Origin of the sequence: Streptococcus taoyuanensis (genome assembly GCF_029589235.1) — a bacterium.
Lineage (GTDB): Bacteria > Bacillota > Bacilli > Lactobacillales > Streptococcaceae > Streptococcus > Streptococcus taoyuanensis.
In genome coordinates this window covers 24,351-49,786 of record NZ_JARQVW010000012.1, presented here as the reverse complement: position 1 = coordinate 49,786, position 25,436 = coordinate 24,351, and the positions used below count along the sequence as shown (strand labels likewise).

Annotated in this window: 23 protein-coding genes; 19 read left to right on the top strand and 4 right to left on the bottom strand. The window is 43.7% G+C overall.

Annotated features, from left to right (window positions below; translation table 11 throughout):
* Positions 1 to 138 precede the first annotated feature (138 nt).
* The 6 genes from purD (at position 139) to purB (ending at position 5,799) form a co-directional block, all read left to right on the top strand.
* Positions 139 to 1,401 (top strand): phosphoribosylamine--glycine ligase, encoded by a 1,263-nt coding sequence (purD, locus tag P5Y91_RS07935; protein WP_118398201.1) that lies wholly within the window; start codon positions 139 to 141, stop codon positions 1,399 to 1,401.
* 291 nt (positions 1,402 to 1,692) lie between these two features.
* On the top strand, positions 1,693 to 2,181 hold the full coding sequence (gene purE, locus P5Y91_RS07930) for a 5-(carboxyamino)imidazole ribonucleotide mutase (protein WP_003015335.1): 489 nt from the start codon (positions 1,693 to 1,695) through the stop codon (positions 2,179 to 2,181).
* Complete coding sequence (gene purK, locus P5Y91_RS07925; RefSeq protein WP_118398198.1) at positions 2,168 to 3,259, top strand: 5-(carboxyamino)imidazole ribonucleotide synthase; 1,092 nt, start codon at positions 2,168 to 2,170, stop codon at positions 3,257 to 3,259. The genes purE and purK overlap by 14 nt, the downstream gene beginning before the upstream one ends.
* Positions 3,260 to 4,210 (top strand): ketopantoate reductase family protein, encoded by a 951-nt coding sequence (locus P5Y91_RS07920; RefSeq protein WP_118398196.1) that lies wholly within the window; start codon positions 3,260 to 3,262, stop codon positions 4,208 to 4,210.
* Between the two features lie 8 nt (positions 4,211 to 4,218).
* Positions 4,219 to 4,446 (top strand): hypothetical protein, encoded by a 228-nt coding sequence (locus P5Y91_RS07915; RefSeq protein WP_045760093.1) that lies wholly within the window; start codon positions 4,219 to 4,221, stop codon positions 4,444 to 4,446.
* A 54-nt stretch (positions 4,447 to 4,500) separates the two neighbouring features.
* Complete coding sequence (purB, locus tag P5Y91_RS07910; RefSeq protein ID WP_003002393.1) at positions 4,501 to 5,799, top strand: adenylosuccinate lyase; 1,299 nt, start codon at positions 4,501 to 4,503, stop codon at positions 5,797 to 5,799.
* Between the two features lie 338 nt (positions 5,800 to 6,137).
* Here the strand turns inward: purB and P5Y91_RS07905 are convergent, their stop codons facing one another.
* On the bottom strand, positions 6,138 to 6,854 hold the full coding sequence (locus P5Y91_RS07905) for a GntR family transcriptional regulator (RefSeq protein WP_031572835.1): 717 nt from the start codon (positions 6,852 to 6,854) through the stop codon (positions 6,138 to 6,140).
* A 132-nt stretch (positions 6,855 to 6,986) separates the two neighbouring features.
* On the opposite strand from P5Y91_RS07905, the gene P5Y91_RS07900 reads away from it, so the two are divergent.
* The 7 genes from P5Y91_RS07900 to P5Y91_RS07870 all read left to right on the top strand — a co-directional run bounded on the left by P5Y91_RS07900 (position 6,987) and on the right by P5Y91_RS07870 (position 13,784).
* A complete protein-coding gene (locus P5Y91_RS07900) occupies positions 6,987 to 8,774 on the top strand; it encodes a glycoside hydrolase family 35 protein (RefSeq protein WP_118398193.1) in 1,788 nt (595 codons plus the stop codon).
* Positions 8,771 to 9,247: a PTS sugar transporter subunit IIB gene (locus P5Y91_RS07895; protein ID WP_003009322.1), complete on the top strand. Its 477-nt coding sequence runs from the start codon at positions 8,771 to 8,773 to the stop codon at positions 9,245 to 9,247. Before P5Y91_RS07900 ends, P5Y91_RS07895 begins: the two co-directional genes overlap by 4 nt.
* A gap of 26 nt (positions 9,248 to 9,273) precedes the next feature.
* Positions 9,274 to 10,188, top strand: a complete 915-nt coding sequence (locus P5Y91_RS07890; RefSeq protein ID WP_049483971.1) for a PTS mannose/fructose/sorbose/N-acetylgalactosamine transporter subunit IIC — start codon at positions 9,274 to 9,276, stop codon at positions 10,186 to 10,188.
* On the top strand, positions 10,175 to 10,993 hold the full coding sequence (locus P5Y91_RS07885; RefSeq protein WP_023920055.1) for a PTS system mannose/fructose/sorbose family transporter subunit IID: 819 nt from the start codon (positions 10,175 to 10,177) through the stop codon (positions 10,991 to 10,993). Before P5Y91_RS07890 ends, P5Y91_RS07885 begins: the two co-directional genes overlap by 14 nt.
* An 11-nt stretch (positions 10,994 to 11,004) precedes the next feature.
* Positions 11,005 to 11,409, top strand: coding sequence for a PTS sugar transporter subunit IIA (locus P5Y91_RS07880; protein WP_003009328.1), 405 nt, complete (start codon positions 11,005 to 11,007; stop codon positions 11,407 to 11,409).
* 83 nt (positions 11,410 to 11,492) lie between these two features.
* A complete protein-coding gene (locus P5Y91_RS07875; protein ID WP_118398190.1) occupies positions 11,493 to 12,662 on the top strand; it encodes an SIS domain-containing protein in 1,170 nt (389 codons plus the stop codon).
* 81 nt (positions 12,663 to 12,743) lie between these two features.
* A complete protein-coding gene (locus P5Y91_RS07870; RefSeq protein ID WP_118398187.1) occupies positions 12,744 to 13,784 on the top strand; it encodes an aldose epimerase family protein in 1,041 nt (346 codons plus the stop codon).
* Between the two features lie 569 nt (positions 13,785 to 14,353).
* Here the strand turns inward: P5Y91_RS07870 and P5Y91_RS07865 are convergent.
* The 3 genes from P5Y91_RS07865 to P5Y91_RS07855 all read right to left on the bottom strand — a co-directional run bounded on the left by P5Y91_RS07865 (position 14,354) and on the right by P5Y91_RS07855 (position 17,516).
* Positions 14,354 to 15,661: a hypothetical protein gene (locus P5Y91_RS07865; RefSeq protein ID WP_118398184.1), complete on the bottom strand. Its 1,308-nt coding sequence runs from the start codon at positions 15,659 to 15,661 to the stop codon at positions 14,354 to 14,356.
* Between the two features lie 391 nt (positions 15,662 to 16,052).
* Positions 16,053 to 16,778 (bottom strand): hypothetical protein, encoded by a 726-nt coding sequence (locus tag P5Y91_RS07860; RefSeq protein WP_118398182.1) that lies wholly within the window; start codon positions 16,776 to 16,778, stop codon positions 16,053 to 16,055.
* 15 nt (positions 16,779 to 16,793) lie between these two features.
* A complete protein-coding gene (locus tag P5Y91_RS07855; protein ID WP_259334907.1) occupies positions 16,794 to 17,516 on the bottom strand; it encodes a hypothetical protein in 723 nt (240 codons plus the stop codon).
* 230 nt (positions 17,517 to 17,746) lie between these two features.
* Between P5Y91_RS07855 and ruvB the strand changes: the two genes are divergently transcribed.
* From ruvB to adhE, 6 genes are all read left to right on the top strand, one after another.
* Positions 17,747 to 18,745, top strand: a complete 999-nt coding sequence (gene ruvB / locus P5Y91_RS07850; RefSeq protein ID WP_021154208.1) for a Holliday junction branch migration DNA helicase RuvB — start codon at positions 17,747 to 17,749, stop codon at positions 18,743 to 18,745.
* Between the two features lie 6 nt (positions 18,746 to 18,751).
* A complete protein-coding gene (locus P5Y91_RS07845) occupies positions 18,752 to 19,318 on the top strand; it encodes a nucleotidyltransferase family protein (RefSeq protein ID WP_277839214.1) in 567 nt (188 codons plus the stop codon).
* A 173-nt stretch (positions 19,319 to 19,491) separates the two neighbouring features.
* Positions 19,492 to 19,917 carry a low molecular weight protein-tyrosine-phosphatase gene (locus P5Y91_RS07840; protein WP_003009377.1) on the top strand — a complete coding sequence of 142 codons (426 nt, stop codon included), beginning with the start codon at positions 19,492 to 19,494 and terminating at the stop codon, positions 19,915 to 19,917.
* A gap of 28 nt (positions 19,918 to 19,945) precedes the next feature.
* On the top strand, positions 19,946 to 20,350 hold the full coding sequence (locus P5Y91_RS07835) for an MORN repeat-containing protein (RefSeq protein WP_003009379.1): 405 nt from the start codon (positions 19,946 to 19,948) through the stop codon (positions 20,348 to 20,350).
* Positions 20,340 to 22,142 (top strand): acyltransferase family protein, encoded by a 1,803-nt coding sequence (locus P5Y91_RS07830; protein WP_155125381.1) that lies wholly within the window; start codon positions 20,340 to 20,342, stop codon positions 22,140 to 22,142. Before P5Y91_RS07835 ends, P5Y91_RS07830 begins: the two co-directional genes overlap by 11 nt.
* A 402-nt stretch (positions 22,143 to 22,544) precedes the next feature.
* Positions 22,545 to 25,196, top strand: coding sequence for a bifunctional acetaldehyde-CoA/alcohol dehydrogenase (adhE, locus tag P5Y91_RS07825; RefSeq protein WP_070464599.1), 2,652 nt, complete (start codon positions 22,545 to 22,547; stop codon positions 25,194 to 25,196).
* Positions 25,197 to 25,436 lie beyond the last annotated feature (240 nt).

Below are 25,436 nucleotides of genomic sequence, written 5' to 3'. Positions count from 1 at the left end.
GAAAAAAATGAGAAATAGGAGAAAATAGCAAAAAATGTTTGGGTTCTACTGGAAATAGGAGACTTTTGCTGAAATCATTAGAATAAAACGAACGATTATGATATAATTTAATAAAATAATTCGCAAAAGAGGTTCGAGATGAAACTTTTGGTTGTTGGATCTGGCGGTCGTGAGCATGCGATTGCTAAGAAATTGTTGGAGTCTAAAGACGTTGAGCAGGTTTTTGTGGCTCCTGGTAATGACGGGATGCGATTAGATGGTCTGGATTTGATCAATATCGGAATTTCCGAACATTCTAAGCTGATTGACTTTGCAAAAGCGAATGATATTGCTTGGACCTTTATCGGTCCAGATGATGCCCTTGCGGCTGGTATCGTGGATGATTTCAATGCAGCGGGTCTCAAGGCTTTTGGTCCGACCAAGGCTGCGGCTGAGCTGGAGTGGTCTAAGGATTTTGCTAAGGAAATCATGGTCAAATACGACGTTCCGACAGCAGCCTATGGCACATATTCAGATTTCGAAGAAGCCAAGGCCTACATCGAAGAAAAAGGAGCTCCAATCGTCGTCAAGGCAGACGGCTTGGCCCTAGGGAAAGGTGTCGTCGTTGCGGAGACAGTTGAGCAGGCAGTTGAAGCCGCTCACGAGATGCTTTTAGACAATAAATTCGGTGATTCAGGTGCGCGTGTGGTCATCGAGGAATTCCTTGACGGGGAAGAGTTCTCTCTCTTTGCTTTTGTCAATGGGGATAAGTTCTACATTATGCCGACGGCTCAGGACCACAAACGTGCCTACGATGGCGACAAAGGTCCTAACACTGGTGGGATGGGTGCCTATGCACCAGTTCCTCACTTGCCACAGAGCGTGGTTGACACAGCGGTTGACATCATTGTCAAGCCAGTTCTTGAAAGCATGATCAAAGAAGGGCGTCCGTACCTAGGTGTCCTTTACGCGGGGCTAATCTTGACAGCTGATGGACCGAAAGTCATCGAGTTCAACTCTCGTTTTGGAGATCCTGAAACGCAAATTATCTTGCCTCGTTTGACATCTGACTTTGCGCAAAATATCACTGACATTTTGGATGGAAAAGAGCCAGCCATCACTTGGACGGACAAGGGTGTGACATTGGGCGTGGTTGTAGCTTCAAACGGCTACCCACTCGCTTATGAGAAAGGTGTCAAGCTTCCAGCCAAGGCAGAGGGCGACATCATCACTTACTATGCTGGTGCAAAATTTGCTGAAAATGGTCAAGACCTTCTCTCAAATGGCGGACGCGTCTACATGCTTGTCACAACAGCGGACACCGTCAAAGATGGTCAAAATATCATCTATAACCAACTCGACAAACAAAACACAGAAGGCCTCTTCTACCGAAACGATATTGGTAGTAAGGCTAACAAATAAAACTCTTTGAAAACCTTCGATTGCCTGTGTTAAAGCTCCTTGCTGAACGTTAGTTCTATCTTCGTCGCTTTGCCTTGTCACTCTGTGGTTTTCTTCGAGTTTTCAAATATCATTGCTATTTTAGGCGACGAAGTCGCCAAACCCGATAATGGTCGCCGTGGTGAAAAGACCAGAACAGTTTCTGTTCTGGTCGGGGGAAACATTGAGACCTTAGGCTCAATGTTTAGGAATGAAACCGAAGGTTTGCTTCCGTCCCCACCACCTAAGACCATTATCAAAAAAGGAGAAAAAATGAAACCAGTAATTTCCATTATCATGGGCTCAAAATCCGACTGGGCAACCATGCAAAAAGCAGCTGAAGTCCTCGACAACTTCGGTGTCGCTTATGAAAAGAAAGTTGTTTCCGCCCATCGGACGCCCGACCTCATGTTCAAACATGCCGAAGAAGCACGTAGCCGTGGCATCAAGGTCATCATCGCGGGTGCAGGTGGCGCAGCTCACTTGCCAGGGATGGTTGCTGCTAAAACAACCCTTCCAGTTATCGGCGTACCCGTCAAATCACGTGCTCTTAGCGGTGTAGATTCGCTCTATTCCATCGTTCAGATGCCAGGTGGGGTACCTGTTGCAACCATGGCAATCGGTGAAGCTGGTGCGACCAACGCGGCCCTCTTTGCCCTCCGTCTCCTTTCAGTAGAGGATCAGGCTATTGCGACAGCGTTAGCAGATTTCGCAGAAGAACAAGGAAAAATCGCAGAGGAGTCTACAAATGAGCTCAACTAAAACCATTGGCATCATCGGTGGTGGCCAGCTCGGTCAGATGATGGCAATCTCAGCTATCTACATGGGCCACAAGGTTATCGCCTTGGATCCAGCAGCGGATTGCCCAGCCTCTCGTGTGGCGGAAATCATCGTGGCCCCTTACGACGACGTAGACGCCCTTCGTCAGTTGGCTGATCGCTGTGATGTTCTCACTTATGAATTTGAAAATGTCGATGCTGACGGTTTGGACGCTGTTATCAAAGAAGGACAGCTCCCACAAGGAACTGACCTGCTTCGCATCTCCCAAAATCGCATTTTTGAGAAGGACTTTCTTTCCAACAAAGCACAAATCACTGTGGCCCCTTACAAGGTCGTAACTTCTAGCAAAGACTTGGCAGATATCGACCTCTCGAAAAATTATGTCCTTAAGACAGCGACCGGTGGTTACGATGGCCATGGTCAGAAGGTCATTCGCTCAGAAGCAGACTTGGAAGAAGCATACACTTTAGCGGACTCAGCAGACTGCGTTTTAGAAGAGTTCGTCAACTTTGACCTTGAAATTTCGGTCATCGTGTCTGGAAATGGCAAGGACGTGACGGTTTTCCCCGTTCAGGAAAATATCCACCGCAACAACATTCTTTCAAAAACCATTGTACCCGCTCGCATTTCAGAAAGTCTAGCTGAAAAAGCCAAGGCCATGGCAGTGCGAATCGCAGAACAACTGAACTTGTCTGGTACACTTTGTGTAGAAATGTTTGCGACAGCTGATGATATCATCGTCAACGAAATCGCGCCACGCCCACATAATTCAGGGCACTACTCAATCGAAGCTTGCGACTTTTCACAGTTTGATACCCATATTCTAGGAGTTCTCGGAGCACCACTTCCTGCTATTCACCTCCATGCGCCTGCTGTCATGCTCAATGTACTCGGCCAACACGTCGAAGCTGCTGAAACATATGTGACAGAAAATCCAAGCGCTCACCTCCACTTATATGGTAAACTAGAAGCAAAGCACAACCGCAAAATGGGACATGTGACCTTGTTTAGTAGTGAACCAGATAGTGTGGTTGAGTTCGGGAAAGGGATTGATTTTTAAGTGAAAATCGCGATTCTAGGACTTGGAGTCATCGGGACCACTTATGCCTACGCCTTTCAAAAAGCAGGCCATCAAGTGGAACACGTACTGAGAGATAGTAAGAAAAGTACAGCTCCGAAGGAGTTGTCGGTTGATCTACTAGATGGTCGCTATCATTCCAAAGGTGAGAACAAACACGACACCTATGAGGTTCATGTGGCGGAAGCTGATTCGGAATATGATTTTATTTTTCTGAGTGTGCGTCATGGTTTTGTCAAAGAAGCTGTGGAGACCTTGCGAAAAAATAATATCAAAGGCACCCTTGTTTTCTTCTGTAATTTCTGGGATACTCGAGAAGAGGTCCAAGAGTGGGCAGGGGATTACGACTATATTCTGGCCTTTCCGACAGCGGGTGGTCATATGCAAGAGGACCATTTGGATGGTGTCTTGTTTGACCATTTAATGCTCGAAGGTGAGCAAAAAGCACACATTTCTAACTATGCGGATCTGACGGATTTACTGACTTCTGCAGATTTGAAGTGGGAAGTTCCTCATGATATGGTTGAGTGGATTTGGATTCACATGGCGATTAATGCGGGTGTTACTTCGACAGCTGCTCGTTCAGGGAATCTGGAAAACCCAGAAGAATTGGCTTTGAACTTGATGAATAGTTCTTCGGAATTATCATTAGCCATCAAGGCCATTCGAGAAACTTTGAAAGTCGTAGAAGCGCGTGGGGTGAATTTGAAGCTTTATAAGGCAGAACTCTTACCCTACAAAATTCCCGCTTGGATAGCCGGCAAAGCCATGAAAGTCATGTTTGCGAAAAATGAGCTGACCCGAAAAATCATGACCTTACACAATGATAAACAGGACATCTTCTATTGTTGTCAAAGTGTTTATCAGACTGGTCAGGAGTTAGGTGTCAAGATGCCTATTCTGGAAGCAAATATGAAGGGCATTTCGATTTAGGAGGTTTTATGATTCAACTCATTGTCAACGCATTTGTCGAAAAAGAGAAGACAGGAGCGGTCGTCGAAGTCTTATATGCTAGTAGCGATCACGAAAAAGTAAAAGCTAAGTATGAAGAGCTGACTGCTCAATATCCTGAAAACTATTTAGCTATCTATGACGTCCCGCTGGATACGGATTTGAATACACTCGATCACTATCCATCTGTGTGGATCGGGAAAGAAGAATTTGAATAAAGTGATTGCCGCTTGCTAACTGATGTAAAACATCAAAAGAAAGGAAAATTAAACATGATTGATAGATATAGCCGCCCAGAGATGGCGAACATTTGGACTGAAGAAAATAAATACCGTGCTTGGCTTGAGGTGGAAATCTTGGCTGACGAGGCATGGGCTGAATTGGGAGAAATCCCTAAGGAAGATGTGGCTTTGATTCGTGAAAAAGCAGACTTTGACATCGACCGTATTCTTGAAATCGAGCAACAGACTCGTCACGATGTGGTTGCCTTCACACGTGCGGTTTCTGAAACGCTTGGTGAAGAACGTAAGTGGGTTCACTATGGGTTGACATCTACTGACGTGGTCGATACGGCCTATGGTTACCTCTACAAACAAGCCAACGACATCATCCGCAAGGATCTTGAAAACTTCCTCAACATCATCGCTGACAAAGCGAAAGAACACAAGTTCACTATCATGATGGGTCGTACCCACGGTGTGCACGCTGAGCCTACAACTTTTGGTCTGAAATTGGCGACTTGGTACAGCGAAATGAAGCGCAACATCGAGCGTTTCGAGCATGCGGCTGCTGGTGTGGAAGCTGGTAAGATTTCTGGTGCGGTTGGTAACTTTGCCAACATTCCACCATTCGTTGAAAAATACGTCTGCGACAAATTGGGTATCCGTGCTCAAGAAATCTCTACACAGGTGCTTCCTCGTGACCTTCACGCTGAGTACTTTGCAGTTCTTGCGAGCATCGCAACTTCTATCGAGCGGATGGCGACTGAAATCCGTGGTCTTCAAAAATCTGAACAACGTGAAGTGGAAGAGTTCTTTGCCAAAGGTCAAAAAGGATCTTCAGCAATGCCACACAAACGTAACCCAATCGGTTCTGAAAACATGACAGGTCTTGCGCGTGTGATCCGTGGTCATATGGTCACAGCTTATGAAAACGTAGCCCTTTGGCACGAACGTGATATCTCTCATTCATCAGCTGAGCGCATCATTGCACCAGATACAACCATCTTGATTGACTACATGCTCAACCGTTTCGGAAACATCGTTAAGAACTTGACAGTCTTCCCAGAAAACATGATCCGCAACATGAACTCTACATTTGGTTTGATCTTCAGCCAACGTGCCATGTTGACTTTGATTGAAAAAGGCATGACACGTGAGCAAGCTTACGACCTTGTTCAACCGAAGACTGCCCAATCATGGGATAACCAAGTCGACTTCAAACCACTTCTCGAAGCAGATCCAGAAGTGACTTCACGCCTCACTCAAGAAGAAATCGACGAAATCTTCAACCCAACCTACTACACTAAACGGGTGGATGAAATCTTCGAACGCATCGGTTTGGGTGACTAATCGCAACGAAAAAGGGAATTTGAAAAATAGACGAAAGAGGCTGGGACAAAAGTCCTAGCCTCTCAATTATTTTTGGATTGTCGAGCAAGACGCAGTGGTTGAGTGGTCTCTACTACGCTGATTTCATCAGCTTTTACAGCCCTACTCAACTGTGCGGAGGTGGGACGACGAAATCGAATTCTAACGAATTACCGATTTCTGTCCCACTCTCTTTTTAAACTTTTTATAGCTAAACTATCACTAATTATATATATTTTTAAAGAGGTCTTTAGAAATCGTTTTCAACATGCTATACTGGAGCTATAAAAAAGACCGAGATGTCTCAGTCTTTTTGGTTCTTAGTGATCGCGGTCACAGGAGATGAACTTGATCTTGTAGTAGTCACCGCGTTTATAGGTTTCCGTGTATTCAAGGATTTGGCCAGTAGCTTCTAACTTGGTCGTCTTCACTTGTTTGACCGTTGGGAAATTTTCGTCGATCTTCAATACTTTAGCAACCTTGCTTGGTGTAGGAAAGACGATTTCGTTGACTTCTTCGAAGTGCTCATCATTCATATGAATGTGATAGTCTTCTTTGAAGCGATCATAGATAGAGCTGTAGTATTCCAAATTTGGATAGTTTGGATTGATGTATTGTTCAGGAATATAGGTTTGGTGGAAGATATAGGTATCATCCCCTGTCTGGCGAGTCCGTTCGATCTTATAGTAGAACTGCGTTGGGTTGAGGCCTAGTTTGTCTAGGATGCTCAAGGTATTTCCACGTTTAATAGAGAGAACTTTGACTTTGGCCTTTTGGATTGGGAAGGTTTCAACATCTGAAAATTCTACCAGTTTGTGTTTTCGAGCACGAGAAACAAAGGTTCCCTTTCCTTGCTGACGGACAATGTAGCCATCGGCGGCGAGGTCGTTCAAAGCACGGACAACGGTGATAGAGCTGACATCATAAATTTTGATGAGTTCAGCTTCCGTATAAAATTTATCTCCATTTTCAAATTTTCCGGAGATAATTTGCTGCTTCAATTCATCTTTGATGTGTTGGTACTTTGGAATTGCCATAGTGCTACCTCTCTTTAGATTTCTCTTATTTAACCCTATTTTAACATATTTTTTATAAAAGTGTTGACATTTTTTAAATAATTTATTATATTAATAAATGAAAAGGGTTACATATAAGAAAGGGGGGCGTTTATGGGAGTTTTTGAGATTCGCGATGCTTTCTATTTAAAAGGTCAACCCTTCAAGATTTTGTCCGGAGCGATCCATTATTTCCGAATTGACCCAGCAGACTGGTATCATTCCTTGTATAATCTAAAGGCTTTGGGGTTTAACACGGTTGAGACCTATGTCCCTTGGAATGCGCATGAACCCCGCAAAGGGCAGTTTGACTTTAGTGGTCGATTGGATCTAGAGCGTTTCATTCAAACCGCCCAATCCCTTGGACTTTACATGATTGTAAGGCCGTCGCCCTTTATCTGTGCAGAGTGGGAATTTGGTGGATTACCAGCCTGGCTCTTAGAAGAAGACCTGCGAATCCGCTCATCAGACCCAGCCTTTATCGAAGCAGTGGATCGTTATTATGATCGCTTGCTTGGCTTGTTGACACCCTACCAAGTGGATCAGGGTGGTCCAATCCTCATGATGCAGGTGGAAAATGAGTACGGCTCTTATGGAGAGGATAAGGATTATCTTCGTGCCATTCGGGATTTGATGAAGGAAAAAGGCGTGACCTGTCCTCTCTTTACATCAGATGGACCATGGCGAGCAACGCTAAGAACAGGAACCTTGATCGAAGAAGACCTCTTTGTGACGGGAAACTTCGGTTCCAAAGCAGCCTATAACTTCGGTCAGATGAAAGAATTCTTTGACGAATACGGCAAGAAATGGCCCTTGATGTGTATGGAATTCTGGGATGGCTGGTTTACCCGCTGGAAGGAACCCGTGATTCAAAGGGACCCAGAGGAGTTGGCAGAAGCTGTCCATGAGGTCTTGGAGCTTGGTTCCATCAACCTCTATATGTTTCATGGCGGAACCAATTTCGGCTTCATGAATGGTTGCTCAGCTCGGGGAACGCTCGACTTGCCACAGGTGACGTCCTATGACTATGGGGCTTTGCTCAATGAGCAGGGAAATCCGACGGAGAAGTATTATGCTATTCAAAAAATGATGGCGACCTATTATCCGGAATACCCACAGCAGGAACCGCTCATCAAAGAGTGTTTGCCAGAACAAACCTTGCAACTGGCAGCCAAGACTAGTCTTTTTGGAAATCTGGACAATCTGGCTCAGGTTGAGACCAGCCTTTATCCTGAAAAGATGGAAGAGTTGGGGCAAACCACAGGTTATCTCCTATATGAGACAGACCTTGAGTTGGATGCGGAAGAAGAAAGACTGCGCATCATTGATGGTCGGGATCGGGTACAGATTTACCTGGATGATCAACATGTAGCAACGCAATACCAAACAGAGATCGGTGAAGATCTTTTTATCAAAGGAAAAAAGAAAGCGGTTACGAATTTAAAAATCTTGCTTGAGAATATGGGACGTGTCAACTACGGGCACAAGCTCTTAGCTGATAGCCAGCACAAGGGCATTCGCACAGGTGTCTGTGTAGATTTGCACTTCCATCTTCATTGGAAGCAGTACCCACTGGATTTACAAGATCTCAGTCAGCTCGATTTTTCAAAGGAATGGCAGGCAGGTGCTCCAGCATTTTACCGATATGATTTTCAGCTGGACCACACCCTTGATACTTATCTGGATATGACAGGATTTGGGAAAGGGGTCGTCTTTGTCAATGGCCATAACCTTGGCCGCTTCTGGGAGGTCGGACCGACCACTTCACTTTACGTGCCTCATGGTTTCCTCAAAGAAGGAGCCAATAGCCTGATCGTCTTTGAGACAGAAGGGCGTTACCAAGAGACACTTCAACTTGTTCAACAACCTACATTCAAAGAAGTAAAGGGGGAAAACTTATGACTATTGTAGGATGCCGTATCGATGGACGTTTGATCCACGGGCAGGTAGCCAATCTTTGGACTACCAAACTAAATGTTTCACGTATCATGGTGATCGATGATGAAGTCGCTCAAAATGATATTGAAAAAAGTGGCTTGAAACTAGCGACACCACCTGGTGTTAAGCTCAGTATCTTGCCAGTCGCAAAGGCTGCGGAAAATATCTTGGCTGGAAAATATGATAGCCAACGACTCTTTATCGTAGCTCGCAAACCTGATCGTTTCCTTCGTTTGATCGAAGCAGGCGTTCAGCTTGAAACGCTGAATGTCGGCAATATGTCTCAATCTGATGAGACACGTGCGATTACCCGCTCGATCAATGTGGTGGACGCGGACGTGGAAGACTTCAACAAGATCCACGAAAAAGGTGTAAAGATTACGTCTCAGATGGTGCCAAACGACACTGCAGAAGACTTTATGAAGTTATTAAAGTAAAAGAAAATTTTTAGGAGGAAATTGTCATGATACAATGGTGGCAAATTTTACTACTTACTTTGTACTCAGCTTATCAAATCTGTGATGAGTTGACGATTGTTTCATCAGCAGGATCACCAGTCTTTGCTGGTTTCATTACAGGACTTGTCATGGGGGATTTAAAGACAGGTCTATTTATCGGAGCTTCTCTTCAATTGACAGTGCTCGGTGTAGGTACTTTCGGTGGAGCTTCTCGTATTGACGCAACATCTGGTGCCGTTCTTGCGACTGCCTTCTCAGTAGCAAAAGGGATTGATCCAGAGATTGCTATTGCTACAATCGCTGTGCCGGTAGCAACTTTGTTGACCTACTTTGATATTCTTGGTCGTATGACTACAACTTACTTCGCTCACCGTGTAGATGCTGCGATCGAACGTTACGACTATAAAGGAATTGAACGCAACTACCTTCTTGGTGCTGTTCCTTGGGCTCTTTCTCGTGCCCTTCCAGTCTTCTTCGCGCTTGCCTTTGGTGGTTCTTTCGTAGAAACTGTTGTTACAGGTCTTGCTAATGTACAATGGTTGGCAAACGGTCTGAAACTTGCAGGTCAAATGCTTCCAGGTCTTGGATTTGCGATCTTGCTTCGTTACCTTCCTGTTCGTCGTAACCTTCACTACTTAGCACTTGGCTTTGGCTTAACAGCAATGTTGACAGTGCTTTATAGCAATGTTCAAAGCCTTGGTGCTGCAGTGTCTAGCATTGTTGGTTCTGATGTGTTCGCTAAACTTCCAAAAGAACAAGCTATTACTTTTGTTAACAACTTCAAGAGTGTATCTATGATTGGTATTGCCATTATCGGTATCTTCCTTGCAGTACAACACTTCAAAAACAGTCAACGTACAGTCGTAGCTGCTCCAGCAAGCAATGTAGAAAGCGGGGAAATTGAAGATGACGAATTCTAATTACAAACTAACAAAAGAAGATTTTAAACAAATCAACAAACGTAGCCTCTTCACCTTCCAATTGGGTTGGAACTACGAACGGATGCAGGCTTCTGGTTACCTTTATATGCTTTTACCTCAGTTGCGTAAAATGTATGGTGATGGCACTCCAGAATTGAAAGAAATGATGAAATTGCATACGCAATTCTTCAATACTTCACCATTCTTCCACACCATTATCACTGGTTTTGACCTTGCTCTGGAAGAAAAAGATGGTGTCAAATCAAAAGATGCGGTGAACGGGATCAAGACAGGTCTCATGGGACCATTCGCTCCTCTTGGGGACTCAATCTTTGGATCATTGGTACCAGCTATTATGGGTTCAATCGCAGCAACTTTGGCTATTGCAGGAAACCCAGCCGGTATCTTCTTGTGGATCGCTGTGGCAGTTGCTTATGACATTTTCCGTTGGAAACAGTTGGAATTTGCCTATAAAGAAGGGGTTAACCTCATCAACAATATGCAAAGTACCTTGACAGCTTTGATCGACGCAGCTGCCGTTCTGGGTATCTTCATGGTTGGTGCCTTGATTGCCAGCATGATTGGTGTTGAAGTTTCTTGGACTCCACACATTGGGGACAAAGCGATTGAAATTCAAGATATGCTCAACCTTATCTTCCCACGTTTGGTACCAGCTATCATCACAGGTGTAATCTACTGGTTGCTTGGACGTAAGGGTATGAACTCTACAAAAGCTATCTTGCTCATCATCCTTGCAGCAATCGCATTCTCAGCATTTGGCCACTTCTTCTTTGGAATGGCATAATGGAGTAAGGTATGGCAAAAGAGTTAGTATTGGTCAGCCATGGTCGCTTTTGTGAAGAGCTCAAAGCGAGCACAGAGATGATTATGGGACCACAAGAATCCATCCATACGGTTGCACTCTTACCAGAAGAAGGACCAGAAGACTTTACTGCTAAATTAGAAGCAACAGTCCAAGGTCTAGAAGACTATATTGTATTTGCCGATCTCTTGGGAGGAACTCCTTGCAACACCGTGAGCCGCTTGATCCTTGAAGGACGTGCGATTGACTTATACGCAGGGATGAATCTTCCGATGGTTATCGAATTCATCAATAGTAGCCTGACTGGTAATGAAGGGGACTACCCTGAACGTGCAAAAGAAAGTATTGTCAAGGTCAATGACCTCTTGTCAAACCTTGATGATGATGAAGATGAGTAGGTTGGTATGGGAGTCTGGGAGCATCATCTCAGGCTCCTTTCCCATTTATCAACGTTAGATTGTAGAAAGGAACAACAGTTTCTATGTTAGACTATACAAAAGAAGACTTGCAGGAGCTAGGAGCAGAGATCACAACACGTGAGATTTACCAACAACCAAGTGTTTGGAAAGAAACGGCTCGCTTGTACCAAGAAAGAAAAGCGGAAATCAAAGCTTTCTTAGAAAAGATTGGGCAAGAGCATGACTATATCAAGGTCATCTTGACAGGGGCAGGAACCTCAGCATATGTGGGGGATACCTTGGTTCCTTACTTGCAGGAAGTGCACGATGAACGCCACTGGAATTTTCAATCCATTGCGACGACGGATATCGTAGCTCATCCTCAAACCTATTTGAAAAAAGAGGTTCCAACGGTTTTAGTATCTTTTGCCCGGAGTGGCAATTCGCCAGAAAGTGTCGCAACCGTGCAGTTAGCTCAAGACTTGGTTGATGAGCTCTATCAGATCACCATTACCTGTGCCGAAGAAGGGAAACTGGCCCAGCAAGCCCACGGAGATGAGCGCAATCTCTTGCTTCTCCAACCAAAAGAAACCAACGATGCTGGCTTTGCGATGACCTCTAGCTTTACCTCCATGCTCTTGACAGCTCTCTTGGTCTTTGATCCAAGCGAGGAAGAGATCAAAGAAAAACGAGTAGAAGAACTGATTCATCTGTCTGAACAAATCTTGGAGCAGGACCGTGCGGTCAAGGAAGTGGTCGATCTAGACTTTGAGCGCGTGATCTATCTGGGAGCAGGACCTTTCTTTGGCCTAGCCCATGAAGCCCAGCTCAAGATTTTGGAATTAACAGCAGGAAAAATTGCAACCATGTATGAAAGTCCTGTCGGATTCCGTCACGGTCCGAAATCCCTCATCAATGACCAGACTCTGGTCCTGGTATTTGGCTCCATTGATTCTTATACCCGTCAGTATGATCTGGACTTGGTTCGCGAAGTTGCAGGAGATCAAATTGCCCGTCAGGTCGTTCTCTTGGCTGATCAAGCTGCAGGGATCGAGCATGTACGGGAAGTGTTGGTGGAAGCATCAGCAGACTCATTAGATATCTACCGTGCCTTCCCTTACATTATCTATGGTCAATTGATTTCTCTTTTGACTTCGCTCAAGGTGCAAAATCGCCCAGACACACCTTCACCGACTGGTACCGTCAATCGGGTTGTTCAAGGGGTGATCATTCATCCATTTCATAAAGAATAGCCACTAATTTTCTATAAAAAGTGGAGTGTTTCTTCTTGTGAAACTGATACAATGGAGAAAAACAGTGAGAGGAGAAGGTTAGTGAAACAGTATCAAGAAAGCGTGTTTGGGGAATGGCAAAATCAAGAGGTTCGGGCTTATCGCCTCGAAAATGACAAGGGCTACCAATTATCTGTCATGACCTATGGGGCGACGATCTTAGAATATGTGACACCGGATAAAGAAGACCAGTTTACGAATATTATTCTAGGCTTTGATCGCTTTGAGGACTATGTGGGCAATAGCCCTAAATATGGGGCTAGTATTGGACCGGTAGCAGGTCGGATTGCAGGAGCTAGCTTTGAACTCAATGGAGAGACCTATCACTTGGAGGCCAATAACGGTGCCAACTGCAACCACAGTGGACCGACGGGTTGGGACAGCGCTTTGTTTAGCGTGGAGTCGGTAACGGATCAGGAAATTACCCTATACACAGAACGTGCAGATGGAACCGGTGGTTTCCCTGGAAATCTCAAGATCTGGGTAACCTATGGTTTGACTGAAGATGGTGAACTCGAGATTGCTTATCGGGTAGAAACGGATCAAGATACCTTGGTCAACCCGACTAACCACAGCTATTTCAACCTATCTGGGAACTTCACCCAGCCGATCAATGACCATGTCTTTCAGATCAACCATCAAGGGCTTTACCCTATCCATCCAGACGGTGTTCCTCTTCAGACCGTGGATAGAGAAAGTCCGGTTGTCCAGCATCTCTACCAAGCTATGCTCTTGGAGGATCTTTTTAAGGACTCTGATCCGCAAATCCGTCTGGTAGAAGGATTAGACCATCCATTTGCTCTTCCAGAAGGGCATGAAAATGCCGGCTTTCTTTACCATCAGCCATCTGGACGTTTTTTGACCTTCAGGTCAGAAGCCCCAGCCTTGGTGGTATATTCAGCCAATTTCGTAGACGAAACTGTTCATCTGCAAGGCCAACCAATGGTTCAGCACAATGGCTTGGCTCTAGAATTCCAAACAGTGCCAGATGCCATTCACAGTGACCAGGCTGAAAAGGTCATCTTGAGAGCAGGTCAAGTCTTCACCAGCAAGACTAGCTACCATGCCATCGCTAAGAAATAAGGAGGAAAGGGGTGACCCAAACAAGGATGTGAAAATCTTGCTTGGGACATCCTCTTTTTCTAGAAAAAATTTTTTAGAAAAACTATAAGGAAATTTTAAGCTTCCTATCGTATACTAATAGCATCATCAAAGACCTCCTAACTTTGAATGATAAAACTCCTAAAACTTTTTCATAATAATCTCCCTATAAGAGCCACCAAAACCGGTGGCTTTTTTCTGGGAGTGAGACAGAACAATTTTTTAAAATTGTTCGTTGTCTCACCCCCGCACAGTTGATTAGGTAATCTTTGGAGCTATAAGAGCGAACAAAGATACCAATCAACCACTGCGTTATGTAATTATTACTAAACCTATTTCATCTAACCAAGCCTGATAGGGACGTAGACGAGCTTAGGTACATTGACGCAGTTCGAACGCAAGTGAGAACTACGATCTTTAAAAAATTAATGAGGTGAACTCAGAGAGTTCAACCGAACCAAAGGTACTGAAGTATTTTAACAGAGCGTAAGCTCTTTATTTTTTTGCACAAAAAAAGCCCCTTGAGAAATTCTCAAGGAGCAGTGGAATGACTACTTGCTCGTTGCATCAGACATTTTTTTGAATTTTGCTGAAATAATCGTATTTAGATTATTATGTCCATCGCGTTGTTCAATCGTCAACGTTAAAATATCTCCATCAATAGAGTATTTATACGTAGTTTCTTTAGCGACAGGTCCAATGGACATGGTTGCAAGTTGCACAATGTTGATAGCTTCTGGGAAGATAATCGTTTGGTTTGCTGTATCTAATTTACCGTTCTTCAAAACAGAATGAATTTTAGCATTACCTCTATCAAATTCATAAGTTGTATTGGGCAAGTCCTTAGCGCCATCCTGTAGATTGACTGATAATTTAATAAATTGATTTTTAATATATTCGTCTTTCGTTTGAGTCACTTTAGATGCATCTTTTTGTTTTAAGTAATCGTAGAACCTTCCAAAACCATCTGCTAGAGATACAGTATAGTCGAATTCAACAGATGTATCTGTAATGTTCAACGTTGGTTTTAAATCTTTCCATGCCTCAGGATAGATCAGCTTGATAGCCGAATCATCATTGTCAAAATCTTTAAAGGCTAAGCTACGTTCAAGAGCTGGTCGGAAGTCGATGGCTTGCCATTTTCCTTCAATTGGAACGGGGTCTTTTTGAGTAGTGCTTCCTTTACGTTTGAAGTGTAGTTCATAGTGAACTGGAAGATTATTTTTCTTCGCTTTTCCGTCAATCGTGACATAAAGCATGTCGTCTTTTAATTTGTAGTGATATGTGTTTGGCGAAACGCGATTTTCACCGAATGAGAAGAAGAATGAGTTTGCTACGGAAAGTCCTTCATCAAAGGTCATTGTTTTGGCACCTTGATCAATAGAACCCGTTGCTTCGTAGCTAAACACGCCAGTATCTTTATTCATGCTGACTTTGTATTTCTTAAAGTCGCCTGCAAATCCTTCATGAGAGTCATACATGATTTTTTTGAATTCTTCTTCAGTCTTGCCTCTAGCGTCTGTTGTGACAGTGTAGAAAGCTTTAATAAAGTTATCAATGTTATAGTCGTATTTAATCGTTGCCGTATTGTTTTCAATCTTCATGTCCATTTTGAAGTCTTTAACAGATTCAAGCAAGTGTGCAAAGTGGATTCCATGGAGGGTATAGGCTCCGATGGATTCCGTTAAAGCATCGAGAGTATCGACTAATTCCCATTCGCCATCAATCGTTTCGACTTTTGCTGTTTCTGTTTTAGCAGCATTTTTAGAGCCACTTTGTTTTTGAGAACAAGAAGCTAGTAGGAAGACTGAGAGCAGAGCAACGAATGCTAAAAATAATTTTTTATAACGTCTAATCATCGCTAGACCTCCTTAAAATAGATGATTGTATTACGCTTATATTATACGTGCAACATAATTGTTTTGCAAGGGCTTTCAAACGAATCACAATTTTGTTTTGTAACCTGACCGATTATTCAACATAAGAAACGGAAAAATTGTATGTAGTAGAGTACCCAACAGATGAAATTCTCAAGGTTTCCTAAATTATTTTTTTGCACAGAAAAGAGGCTGGGACAAAAGTCCTAGCCTCTCAATTATTTTTGGATTGTCGAGCAAGACGCAGTGGTTGAGTGGTCTCTACTACGCTGATTTCATCAGCTTTTACAGCCCTACTCAACTGTGCGGAGGTGGGACGACGAAATCGAATTCTAACGAATTACCGATTTCTGTCCCACTCTCAGTGAGCTATTTAATTAGTTTTAGGATCTGAAACTTTCTTGAATTTCATTGGATAAACGAGATGTGCTCCTGTTTCTTCGAATGTTTTTTCAGCGTAAATTGTAAGGATGTCACCATTCAATTCGTAGTGATAAGTAATTGGTACGTCTGTAGAATTTATATAAAGTGGTAGAACTCCAAAGATGTTTGGAACTTCAGGGAATACGATCGTTTTTGCATTCTCTTTTAAAACCCCATCATTTAACGTTGCAGTTAACACTTTTGTATCGTTATCAAACGTTCCAGTTTGATGTTTAAAACTTCCAAATTTCTTTTCTCTTACGCCTAGAAGGATGGCAGTTGCTTCTTCTTTTGTAGGATATTTATCTTTATTCTGTTCAGCATAAAAATCAATATACTTATTCATATCTGCACTATAAGAATAAGTTACATCTGTTCCTGTTATTTTTAGAGTCGGAACGATATCTTGGAAGGCTTCAGTAACCTTTAATCGACTATTAGCATCATCATAATAAATTAAGAAAGTACGTTCCACTGTATCTCTAAAATCTACAGCTTTCCAGTCTCCTTCAAGTGAGACTGGGGTAGGTGCTACTGTGGTAGTTTCTGCAACTGTTGTAGTCTCAGCGGTTGTTTGTTGTTTCTGTTGCTGTTGTTTCTGTTGCCCACATCCTGATACAAATAGAAGAGCAAGAAGGGAAAACATCCATAGGGAACTTTTTTTCATATTGTTCATGATTGATCACTCCTTCTAATGATTGTCTCCTACGTAATTGAAACGAAGACGTATTACTCTAAAATGACTTTGTTCATCCTTACCTTCAGCATAAAGTGTTAGTTGGTTACCTTCAACGGTGTAAGTATAAGTAATTGGTACAAGTGAATTATACGTGGTTCCCATAACAATTCTACTTAAAAATGTAGGTGTTTCAGGGAACGTAATAGTATGTTTCTGTGTATCGATTTCTCCAGTTAGAGAGTAATCATAGGCATAATTAGGTTCGTCAAGAGTAATCTTTGTATGTTTCAAATTTGGAATATAATTCTTAAATTCAGCAGTTTTATTTTTTAAATACGATTCATAATTCGCTTTGTTCTCTCCTGTTGCAAATGCTTGATCCTCATAGAGTTCTCTGTAATCAAAATGGTACTTCAATTCAACGGTTTTGTCTTTAATGGTCATCGTCATCTTAACCTTATCGAAGTCATCAAGCATTAGTACAGCGGCAAGTTTTTTGATATTAGAAGCTAGGAATACTTTCTGAATGGTCATTTGTTGGTCAGTCCATTTCCAAGTTCCTTGTTGATCCTTTGTAAGATCTTGTGGTGCTTTGATTGTTTGAGGAGATTTATTTACTTGAGAAGACTTATTTGTTTTAGAAGACTGCGATGGAGAAGACTGACATCCCGCAATAAGGAGCACTGCAAAGAATGCTAAGAAACCGAAAAGGATCTTCTTTGTTTTAGTAAACATAAATTTACCTCCTAAACGTTGTTGCTTTAATTTTATCATTAAAGGAAATAATTATAAAGTGAAATGGTGAGCGATAGATGAAGTAGAAGGGACCGTATAATAAAAAGAAAAGTTGGCGATGAGGGCAACCGTTCAACTTTTTCTAACGAACGCTAGTGAGAACCAGGATCTTTAAAAAACACATTCTATTTATAGTACCGAAGGTATCATTTTTTGCTATAATAGACTGTATGAGTAGAATTTTAGACAATGAAATCATGGGCGATGAAGAGGCCGTTGAACGGACGCTGCGCCCGCAATATTTACATGAATATATTGGTCAAGATAAGGTCAAGGACCAGCTGAAAATCTTTATTGAGGCGGCTAAGCTTCGGGATGAAGCGCTGGATCATGTCCTTCTTTTTGGCCCTCCGGGACTGGGGAAAACCACCATGGCCTTTGTCATTGCCAATGAACTGGGTGTCAATCTCAAGCAGACTTCTGGTCCTGTCATTGAAAAGGCTGGTGACTTGGTAGCCATCCTCAATGATCTAGAGCCGGGCGATGTCCTCTTTATCGATGAGATCCACCGTCTGCCTATGTCAGTCGAAGAAGTGCTTTACAGCGCTATGGAAGATTTTTACATCGACATCATGATTGGCGCTGGTGAGAGCAGCCGGAGTGTCCATCTGGACCTTCCTCCTTTCACTTTGATTGGGGCCACGACTCGAGCTGGTATGCTGTCCAATCCCTTGCGCGCTCGCTTTGGGATTACCGGACACATGGAATACTATGAGCAAGATGATTTGACAGAGATTGTCGAGCGGACCGCCGAAATCTTTGAGATGGAGATTACCCACGAAGCTGCCGAAGAGCTTTCTCTTCGTAGTCGGGGGACCCCTCGGATTGCCAACCGTTTGCTGAAGCGGGTGCGCGATTTTGCTCAGATTATGGGCGACGGCTTGATTGACGACACCATTACAGACAAGGCCCTCTCTATGCTGGATGTGGACCATGAAGGACTGGACTATGTCGATCAAAAGATCCTGCGCACCATGATTGAGATGTACGGCGGTGGCCCGGTCGGGCTTGGGACTCTATCGGTCAATATTGCCGAAGAGCGCGAGACCGTAGAAGATATGTATGAGCCTTACTTGATTCAAAAAGGCTTTATCATGCGGACCCGGACAGGGCGCGTGGCGACTCGCAAGGCTTATGAACACCTGGGTTATCCCTACAATGGAGACTAGAAGAAGATGCTGACGGAAGAAGCAATAGTAGAACAAATCCAAGCGGATCCGGAGATGATGACTGTTTTGGCTATCATTCGGGATCTCAACTTGGCAGATGCCTGGTTAGCGGCGGGCGCGGTGCGCAATTTCATCTGGAACCGGCTTTCTGGAAGATCAGGGTTTGACGCGGCGACAGATCTGGATCTGGTCTTTTATGAGCCTGCGATCAGCTATGAGGAGACGCAGCAGATTGAGCAGGAATTACAGAAGACCTATCCCCAGTACGCTTGGGAAGTGAAAAATCAAGTCTACATGCACCAGCATAGTCCGGGGACAGCTCCTTATCGCAGTGCTTGTGACGCGGTTTCCAAATACCCCGAGCAGTGTACGGCACTTGCGGTTCGCTTAAGGAAAGATGGTCAGCTAGAGCTCTTTCTTCCCTATGGGACAAGGGATATCGAAGACTTCATCGTTCAGCCGACTCCGCATTTTTTAGCCAGCCCCGAGCGTTTAGCGGTTTATACAGAGCGGATGAAAAAGAAAAATTGGCAGAGTAAATGGCCTCCATTAGAGGTTCGTTTTCCAAAATAGAGAAACAGATCAGATTTGAAAAAGGAATCTGATTTTTCTTTAAAATGATGGAGCCCCTTTGTCATCTTTCTGTCACATTTTTGTTATAATAGTAATAGTATGCTGGTTTTCCATAGTGGAAAGCGAAGAGCTCAGCTAGGTTGGGCAGTCCGAACAAGGAGTTAGGTGGAATCATGAAAAAAATCGTCTTTGTCTGCTTAGGAAATATTTGTCGGAGCCCCATGGCGGAGTTTGTCATGAAGGATTTGACGGATCAGTATGAGATTGAAAGTCGGGCCACCTCGAGCTGGGAACATGGCAATCCCATCCATAGGGGAACCCAGAAAATCTTTCGACAACACCAAGTCCCTTATGATCCAGCCAAGACGTCCTTACAGATCAAGGAAGAGGATTTTTACAACTTTGATTTGATCCTAGGGATGGACGAAAACAATGTAGCAGATCTGAAGCAAATGGCTCCTTCGGGGACAGAGCACAAGATTCATCTTTTTGCTGCTGAAAGTGTGCCAGATCCGTGGTATACCGGTGATTTTGAGGAGACCTATTCCAGAGTTCTGAGCGGCTGTAAGGCTTGGTTAGATCAGTTAGCAACTTCTTAAGAGTTTGATATGTGAGAGAATACAGAATATGAAAGAATTTTATGAGACCTATAAGGTCTATCTGACGCGAAAAAATTTAGAAATAGCAGCATTAGTCGTGATTATTCTATCTGCTTTGCTGGTTTTCCTTTCAGCCATTCCAGGTCGGGGTGTCTTGACCTTGGATAAGGGGGCGATCCGTTACGACGGAAGTTTGGTCCGTGGCAAGATGAATGGCAAGGGAACCGTCACCTTTAAAAATGGGGATACCTATACAGGTAACCTCGTCAACGGCTCTTTTAGCGGCTATGGTAAGTTTAAGTCCAAGGATGGTTGGACCTATGAAGGGCAGTTTGTTAACGGCCAGCCGGAGGGTAAAGGCACCTTAACCACAGAAGCCAACGTCGTATACAAAGGAACATTCAAGCAGGGGATTTATCAAAATGCGCATTAAATGGTTTTCACTAGTCCGTGTTACAGGACTCTTATTGGTATTGCTTTACCATTTCTTCCAAAAAGCCTTTCCTGGAGGCTTTATTGGGGTAGATATTTTCTTCACCTTCTCAGGATTTTTGATTACAGCGCTCTTGATCGATGAATTTGCGCGCAAGCAAGGAATCGACTACCTGGCATTCTTGAAACGGCGCTTTTACCGGATCGTACCACCCCTTGTCTTTATGGTCTTGGTCGTGATGCCCTTTACCTTTATGGTCCAACGGGACTACGTGGCTGGTATTGGGACTCAGATTGCGGCAGTCTTTGGTTTTGTAACCAATTTCTTTGAGATGGCAACGGGCGGTAGTTACGAAAGTAACTTCATTCCGCATCTCTTCCTTCATACCTGGAGTTTGGCTCTAGAAGTGCATTACTATGTGCTATGGGCACTTTTGGCATGGTTCTTGGCTAAGCGGGCTAAGACGGTTGGAAAGTACCGAGGCATGCTCTTCCTGGCATCCAGTGGGCTCTTTCTCTTCACCTTCTTGTCCATGTTCATCCGCGCCTTTCTGACAGCTAATTTCTCCACCATCTATTTTTCTAGCTTCACTCACATCTTCCCCTTCTTTGCGGGATCATGCCTAGCAACGGTGACAGGGATTGCCAATGTCAGCCCGAACTTTACAAAGCTGGTGCAGTCTTGGAGCATGAAAAAGACCTTATCGGTCTTTGGTGGAAGCTTTGCCTTCTTGTTTGTGCTCAGTCTTTTCTTGCCATTTGATAGCTTGTGGACCTATCTATTTGGTTTTTTAGCAGCGACAATCGCAGCTTGTGCCATGATTCTGTCGGCCCGCATTCTCCATGAAAAGACGCCAGATAAAAAAGAACCAGCCATCCTCAATTTCTTGGCAGATACTAGTTATGGTGTCTACCTTTTCCACTGGCCTTTCTTTATCATCTTCTCTCAACATTTGGGAAATATGATGGCAGCCCTTGTGACGACGATCGTTTCCTTGATTCTAACGGCTCTGTCCTTCTATATTTTGGAGCCAACCATTGCAGGCAAGGAGCCTCGGGTCTTTGGTATGAAGATGGATCTCAGTTTTTTGACCAAGCCGATCTTTTACCTCATGATTCCACTGGCTCTCTTGATGGTTGGAATCTCCGCCTTTGCACCAACCGTCGGAGCTTTTGATGAGAGTTTGGTAGTGAGTGGGCTCAATCAAGCAGATAGCAAAATGCAGGTCACACGGACGCAGGTGGACAATGCGACGGCAACAGACTATAACGTCTCAAATGGTGTGACCATGATCGGTGATTCGGTTAACTTGCGAGCGCAGGACTACCTGACTAAAGCCATCCCGGGTATCCAGATTGATGCGGTGGTGAGCCGTCAGTTGGAAAATGGAATGAAGGTCTTTGAGACCGATATCTCCAATAAAGTTCTCCTAAAAAATGTGGTCATTGCCCTAGGAACCAATACCGTCAGCAACTACAAAGAATTGCTGGATCAGTATGTTGAGAAACTTCCAAAAGGCCGTCGCTTGATCCTTGTGACACCATATGATGGTCGCTATGCCAACGATCAGTCCAGTGAATCGGTTCAAACGCGTCTTTATGAGTTGGAACTAGCCAAGAAATACGACTTTATCACCATTGCGGACTGGTACCAAGTAGCAATTGAAAATCCAAATATTTGGGTGGGAACAGACTCTGTTCACTTCAATATGGAAACCAATGGTGGGGAACTCTATGCTCAAACAGTCAAAGAAGCCCTTGATAAGGCCGAAAAAGGTCCGGTCAAGAAGTAACACTGCTTCTCTGAAACTGAAACAAAACAAATCCTAACAAAATAAAACAAAAAGCAACTTTATACTTGTGAAAAGTTGCTTTTTTTAGTAAGATTAAGAAAACGCTTACAAAAACCAATTGAAAATATCACTTTGTGAAGAAAAATTATTTTTGATATTTTTTTCACAAACCGGCAGCTAGATCCTACTGGCTAAGAGATTCTTGACAAAACATTCACAAACTTTTAAAAAATCTTTGTGAATGTTGCTTGAAAGTGTTTACAAAAAGCTCAAAATAGAGTACAATTATATTGTGAAAAAATTAACAAATCGAAATTTCTTACACTATTCTTGAAAGTTTCTGAAAACAGGAAAAAGTTCCGGAAAAGGATAAGGGTTTCAAACATTGGAGGAAAGCATCAAATGGCTGATAAAAAAACTCTCTCACCTGAAGAAAAGAAACTCGCTGCTGAAAAACACGTAGACGAGTTGGTGCAAAAAGCGCTGGTGGCGCTTGAAGAAATGCGCAAATTGAACCAGGAGCAAGTGGACTACATTGTAGCGAAAGCATCTGTAGCTGCTCTTGATGCACACGGTGAGCTCGCTCTTCATGCCTATGAAGAAACTGGTCGTGGGGTCTTTGAAGACAAAGCAACCAAGAACTTGTTCGCTTGTGAACACGTTGTGAACAACATGCGTCACACCAAGACAGTTGGTGTCATTTCAGAAGATGACGTCACTGGTTTAACGCTGATTGCAGAGCCAGTCGGAGTTGTCTGCGGGATCACTCCTACAACCAACCCTACTTCAACAGCAATCTTTAAAGCGTTGATTTCCTTGAAGACACGGAACCCTATCGTCTTTGCCTTCCACCCATCTGCTCAAGAATCATCTGCTCATGCGGCACGAATCGTACGCGATGCAGCAATTGCAGCTGGAGCACCTGAGAACTGTGTGCAATGGATTACCCAACCTTCTATGGAAGCAACTAGTGCCCTGATGAACCATGAAGGGGTTGCGACCATCCTTGCGACCGGTGGTAACGCCATGGTAAAAGCTGCTTATTCTTGTGGAAAACCAGCTCTTGGGGTAGGTGCCGGAAACGTTCCTGCTTACGTTGAAAAATCAGCCAATATCCGCCAAGCAGCACACGATATCGTCATGTCTAAATCATTTGACAACGGTATGGTCTGTGCGTCTGAACAAGCGGTCATCATCGATAAAGAAATCTACGATGAGTTTGTTGAAGAATTCAAATCTTACCACACTTACTTTGTCAACAAAAAAGAAAAAGCCCTTCTTGAAGAGTTCTGCTTCGGCGTAAAAGCCAACAGCAAGAACTGTGCAGGTGCGAAATTGAATGCGGACATCGTTGGGAAACCAGCAGCATGGATCGCTGAACAAGCTGGCTTCACTGTACCAGAAGGAACCAATATCCTTGCGGCAGAATGTAAAGAAGTTGGTGAAAAAGAACCGTTGACTCGTGAAAAATTGTCACCAGTCATCGCTGTTTTGAAATCTGAAAGCCGTGAAGACGGAATTAACAAAGCTCGCCAAATGGTTGAATTCAACGGTCTTGGTCACTCAGCAGCCATCCATACTGCTGATGAAGAATTGACCAAAGAATTTGGTAAAGCAGTTAAAGCTATTCGTGTGATCTGCAACTCTCCTTCGACTTTCGGTGGTATCGGGGATGTTTACAATGCCTTCTTGCCATCATTAACACTTGGATGTGGTTCTTACGGACGCAACTCTGTTGGGGACAACGTTAGTGCCATCAACCTCTTGAATATCAAAAAAGTCGGACGCCGGAGAAATAACATGCAATGGATGAAACTTCCTTCAAAAACATACTTTGAACGTGATTCAATTGAATACCTACAAAAATGTCGTGACGTTGAACGTGTCATGATCGTTACAGACCACGCTATGGTAGAGCTTGGTTTCCTTGATCGTATCATCGAACAGCTTGACCTTCGTCGCAACAAGGTGGTTTACCAAATCTTTGCAGACGTAGAACCAGATCCAGATATCACAACTGTTGAACGTGGTACAGAGATCATGCGTGCCTTCAAACCAGATACGATCATTGCTCTCGGTGGTGGATCACCAATGGATGCGGCCAAAGTTATGTGGCTCTTCTACGAACAACCAGAAGTGGACTTCCGTGACTTGGTACAAAAATTCATGGATATCCGTAAACGTGCCTTCAAGTTCCCATTGCTTGGTAAGAAGACTAAATTTATTGCGATCCCAACAACATCTGGTACAGGATCTGAAGTAACTCCATTTGCCGTTATCTCTGATAAAGCAAACAACCGTAAATACCCAATCGCAGACTACTCATTGACTCCAACAGTTGCCATCGTAGACCCTGCCTTGGTATTGACAGTTCCAGGATCTGTTGCAGCAGACACTGGTATGGACGTCTTGACGCACGCGACAGAAGCTTACGTATCACAAATGGCTAGCGACTTCACAGATGGTCTTGCTCTTCAAGCTATTAAACTTGTCTTTGAAAACTTGGAAAGCTCAGTCAAGAATGCGGACTTCCATTCACGCGAAAAGATGCACAATGCGTCAACCATCGCAGGTATGGCCTTCGCCAATGCCTTCCTCGGTATTTCTCACTCAATGGCCCACAAGATCGGTGCGCAATTCCACACCATCCACGGACGGACCAATGCCATCTTGCTTCCATACGTTATCCGCTACAACGGTACACGCCCAGCTAAGACAGCTACATGGCCTAAGTACAACTACTACCGTGCAGATGAAAAATACCAAGATATCGCTCGTATGCTAGGACTTCCATGCTCTACTCCAGAAGAAGCCGTTGAAGCTTACGCAAAAGCTGTATACGAACTCGGTGAACGCTGTGGTATCGAAATGAACTTCAAAGCACAAGGCATCGATGAAAAAGAATGGAAGAAACATTCTCGTGAATTGGCCTTCCTTGCTTACGAAGATCAATGTTCACCAGCCAACCCACGTCTTCCAATGGTAGACCATATGCAAGAAATCATCGAAGATGCTTACTATGGTTACAAGGAACGTCCAGGACGTCGTAAATAAGACGCCAAGGAACAACTGATGTTTATCAGCTATCCCTCACTCGTAAGAGTGGGGGATTTTTGCTATTTGGGTCTAAAACTCGTTTTTTCATAAAAAATTAGACTTTTTTTCAGAAATTGTGTTATTTTTATAGCATTCCGAGCTATTTTATGTTACCCTATAGTGTGTGAATCTGCCTGTAGCTGAAGGGTTATGATCCCTTTTCAGTTATAGGAAACGAAAAAACAAATCCAGGAAAGG

Excerpts from the sequence above, each read along its gene's own strand:
- purK (WP_118398198.1), top strand. The coding sequence starts at position 2,168 with ATGAGCTCAACTAAAACCATTGGCATCATCGGTGGTGGCCAGCTCGGT.
- P5Y91_RS07830 (WP_155125381.1), top strand. The coding sequence starts at position 20,340 with ATGCGCATTAAATGGTTTTCACTAGTCCGTGTTACAGGACTCTTATTG.
- P5Y91_RS07915 (WP_045760093.1), top strand. The coding sequence starts at position 4,219 with ATGATTCAACTCATTGTCAACGCATTTGTCGAAAAAGAGAAGACAGGA.
- P5Y91_RS07875 (WP_118398190.1), top strand. The coding sequence starts at position 11,493 with ATGTTAGACTATACAAAAGAAGACTTGCAGGAGCTAGGAGCAGAGATC.
- adhE (WP_070464599.1), top strand. The coding sequence starts at position 22,545 with ATGGCTGATAAAAAAACTCTCTCACCTGAAGAAAAGAAACTCGCTGCT.
- P5Y91_RS07895 (WP_003009322.1), top strand. The coding sequence starts at position 8,771 with ATGACTATTGTAGGATGCCGTATCGATGGACGTTTGATCCACGGGCAG.
- P5Y91_RS07865 (WP_118398184.1), bottom strand. The coding sequence starts at position 15,661 with ATGATTAGACGTTATAAAAAATTATTTTTAGCATTCGTTGCTCTGCTC.
- P5Y91_RS07855 (WP_259334907.1), bottom strand. The coding sequence starts at position 17,516 with ATGTTTACTAAAACAAAGAAGATCCTTTTCGGTTTCTTAGCATTCTTT.
- P5Y91_RS07845 (WP_277839214.1), top strand. The coding sequence starts at position 18,752 with ATGCTGACGGAAGAAGCAATAGTAGAACAAATCCAAGCGGATCCGGAG.
- P5Y91_RS07840 (WP_003009377.1), top strand. The coding sequence starts at position 19,492 with ATGAAAAAAATCGTCTTTGTCTGCTTAGGAAATATTTGTCGGAGCCCC.
- P5Y91_RS07860 (WP_118398182.1), bottom strand. The coding sequence starts at position 16,778 with ATGAACAATATGAAAAAAAGTTCCCTATGGATGTTTTCCCTTCTTGCT.
- P5Y91_RS07885 (WP_023920055.1), top strand. The coding sequence starts at position 10,175 with ATGACGAATTCTAATTACAAACTAACAAAAGAAGATTTTAAACAAATC.
- ruvB (WP_021154208.1), top strand. The coding sequence starts at position 17,747 with ATGAGTAGAATTTTAGACAATGAAATCATGGGCGATGAAGAGGCCGTT.
- P5Y91_RS07890 (WP_049483971.1), top strand. The coding sequence starts at position 9,274 with ATGATACAATGGTGGCAAATTTTACTACTTACTTTGTACTCAGCTTAT.
- purD (WP_118398201.1), top strand. The coding sequence starts at position 139 with ATGAAACTTTTGGTTGTTGGATCTGGCGGTCGTGAGCATGCGATTGCT.
- purB (WP_003002393.1), top strand. The coding sequence starts at position 4,501 with ATGATTGATAGATATAGCCGCCCAGAGATGGCGAACATTTGGACTGAA.
- P5Y91_RS07880 (WP_003009328.1), top strand. The coding sequence starts at position 11,005 with ATGGCAAAAGAGTTAGTATTGGTCAGCCATGGTCGCTTTTGTGAAGAG.
- P5Y91_RS07905 (WP_031572835.1), bottom strand. The coding sequence starts at position 6,854 with ATGGCAATTCCAAAGTACCAACACATCAAAGATGAATTGAAGCAGCAA.
- P5Y91_RS07835 (WP_003009379.1), top strand. The coding sequence starts at position 19,946 with ATGAAAGAATTTTATGAGACCTATAAGGTCTATCTGACGCGAAAAAAT.
- purE (WP_003015335.1), top strand. The coding sequence starts at position 1,693 with ATGAAACCAGTAATTTCCATTATCATGGGCTCAAAATCCGACTGGGCA.
- P5Y91_RS07900 (WP_118398193.1), top strand. The coding sequence starts at position 6,987 with ATGGGAGTTTTTGAGATTCGCGATGCTTTCTATTTAAAAGGTCAACCC.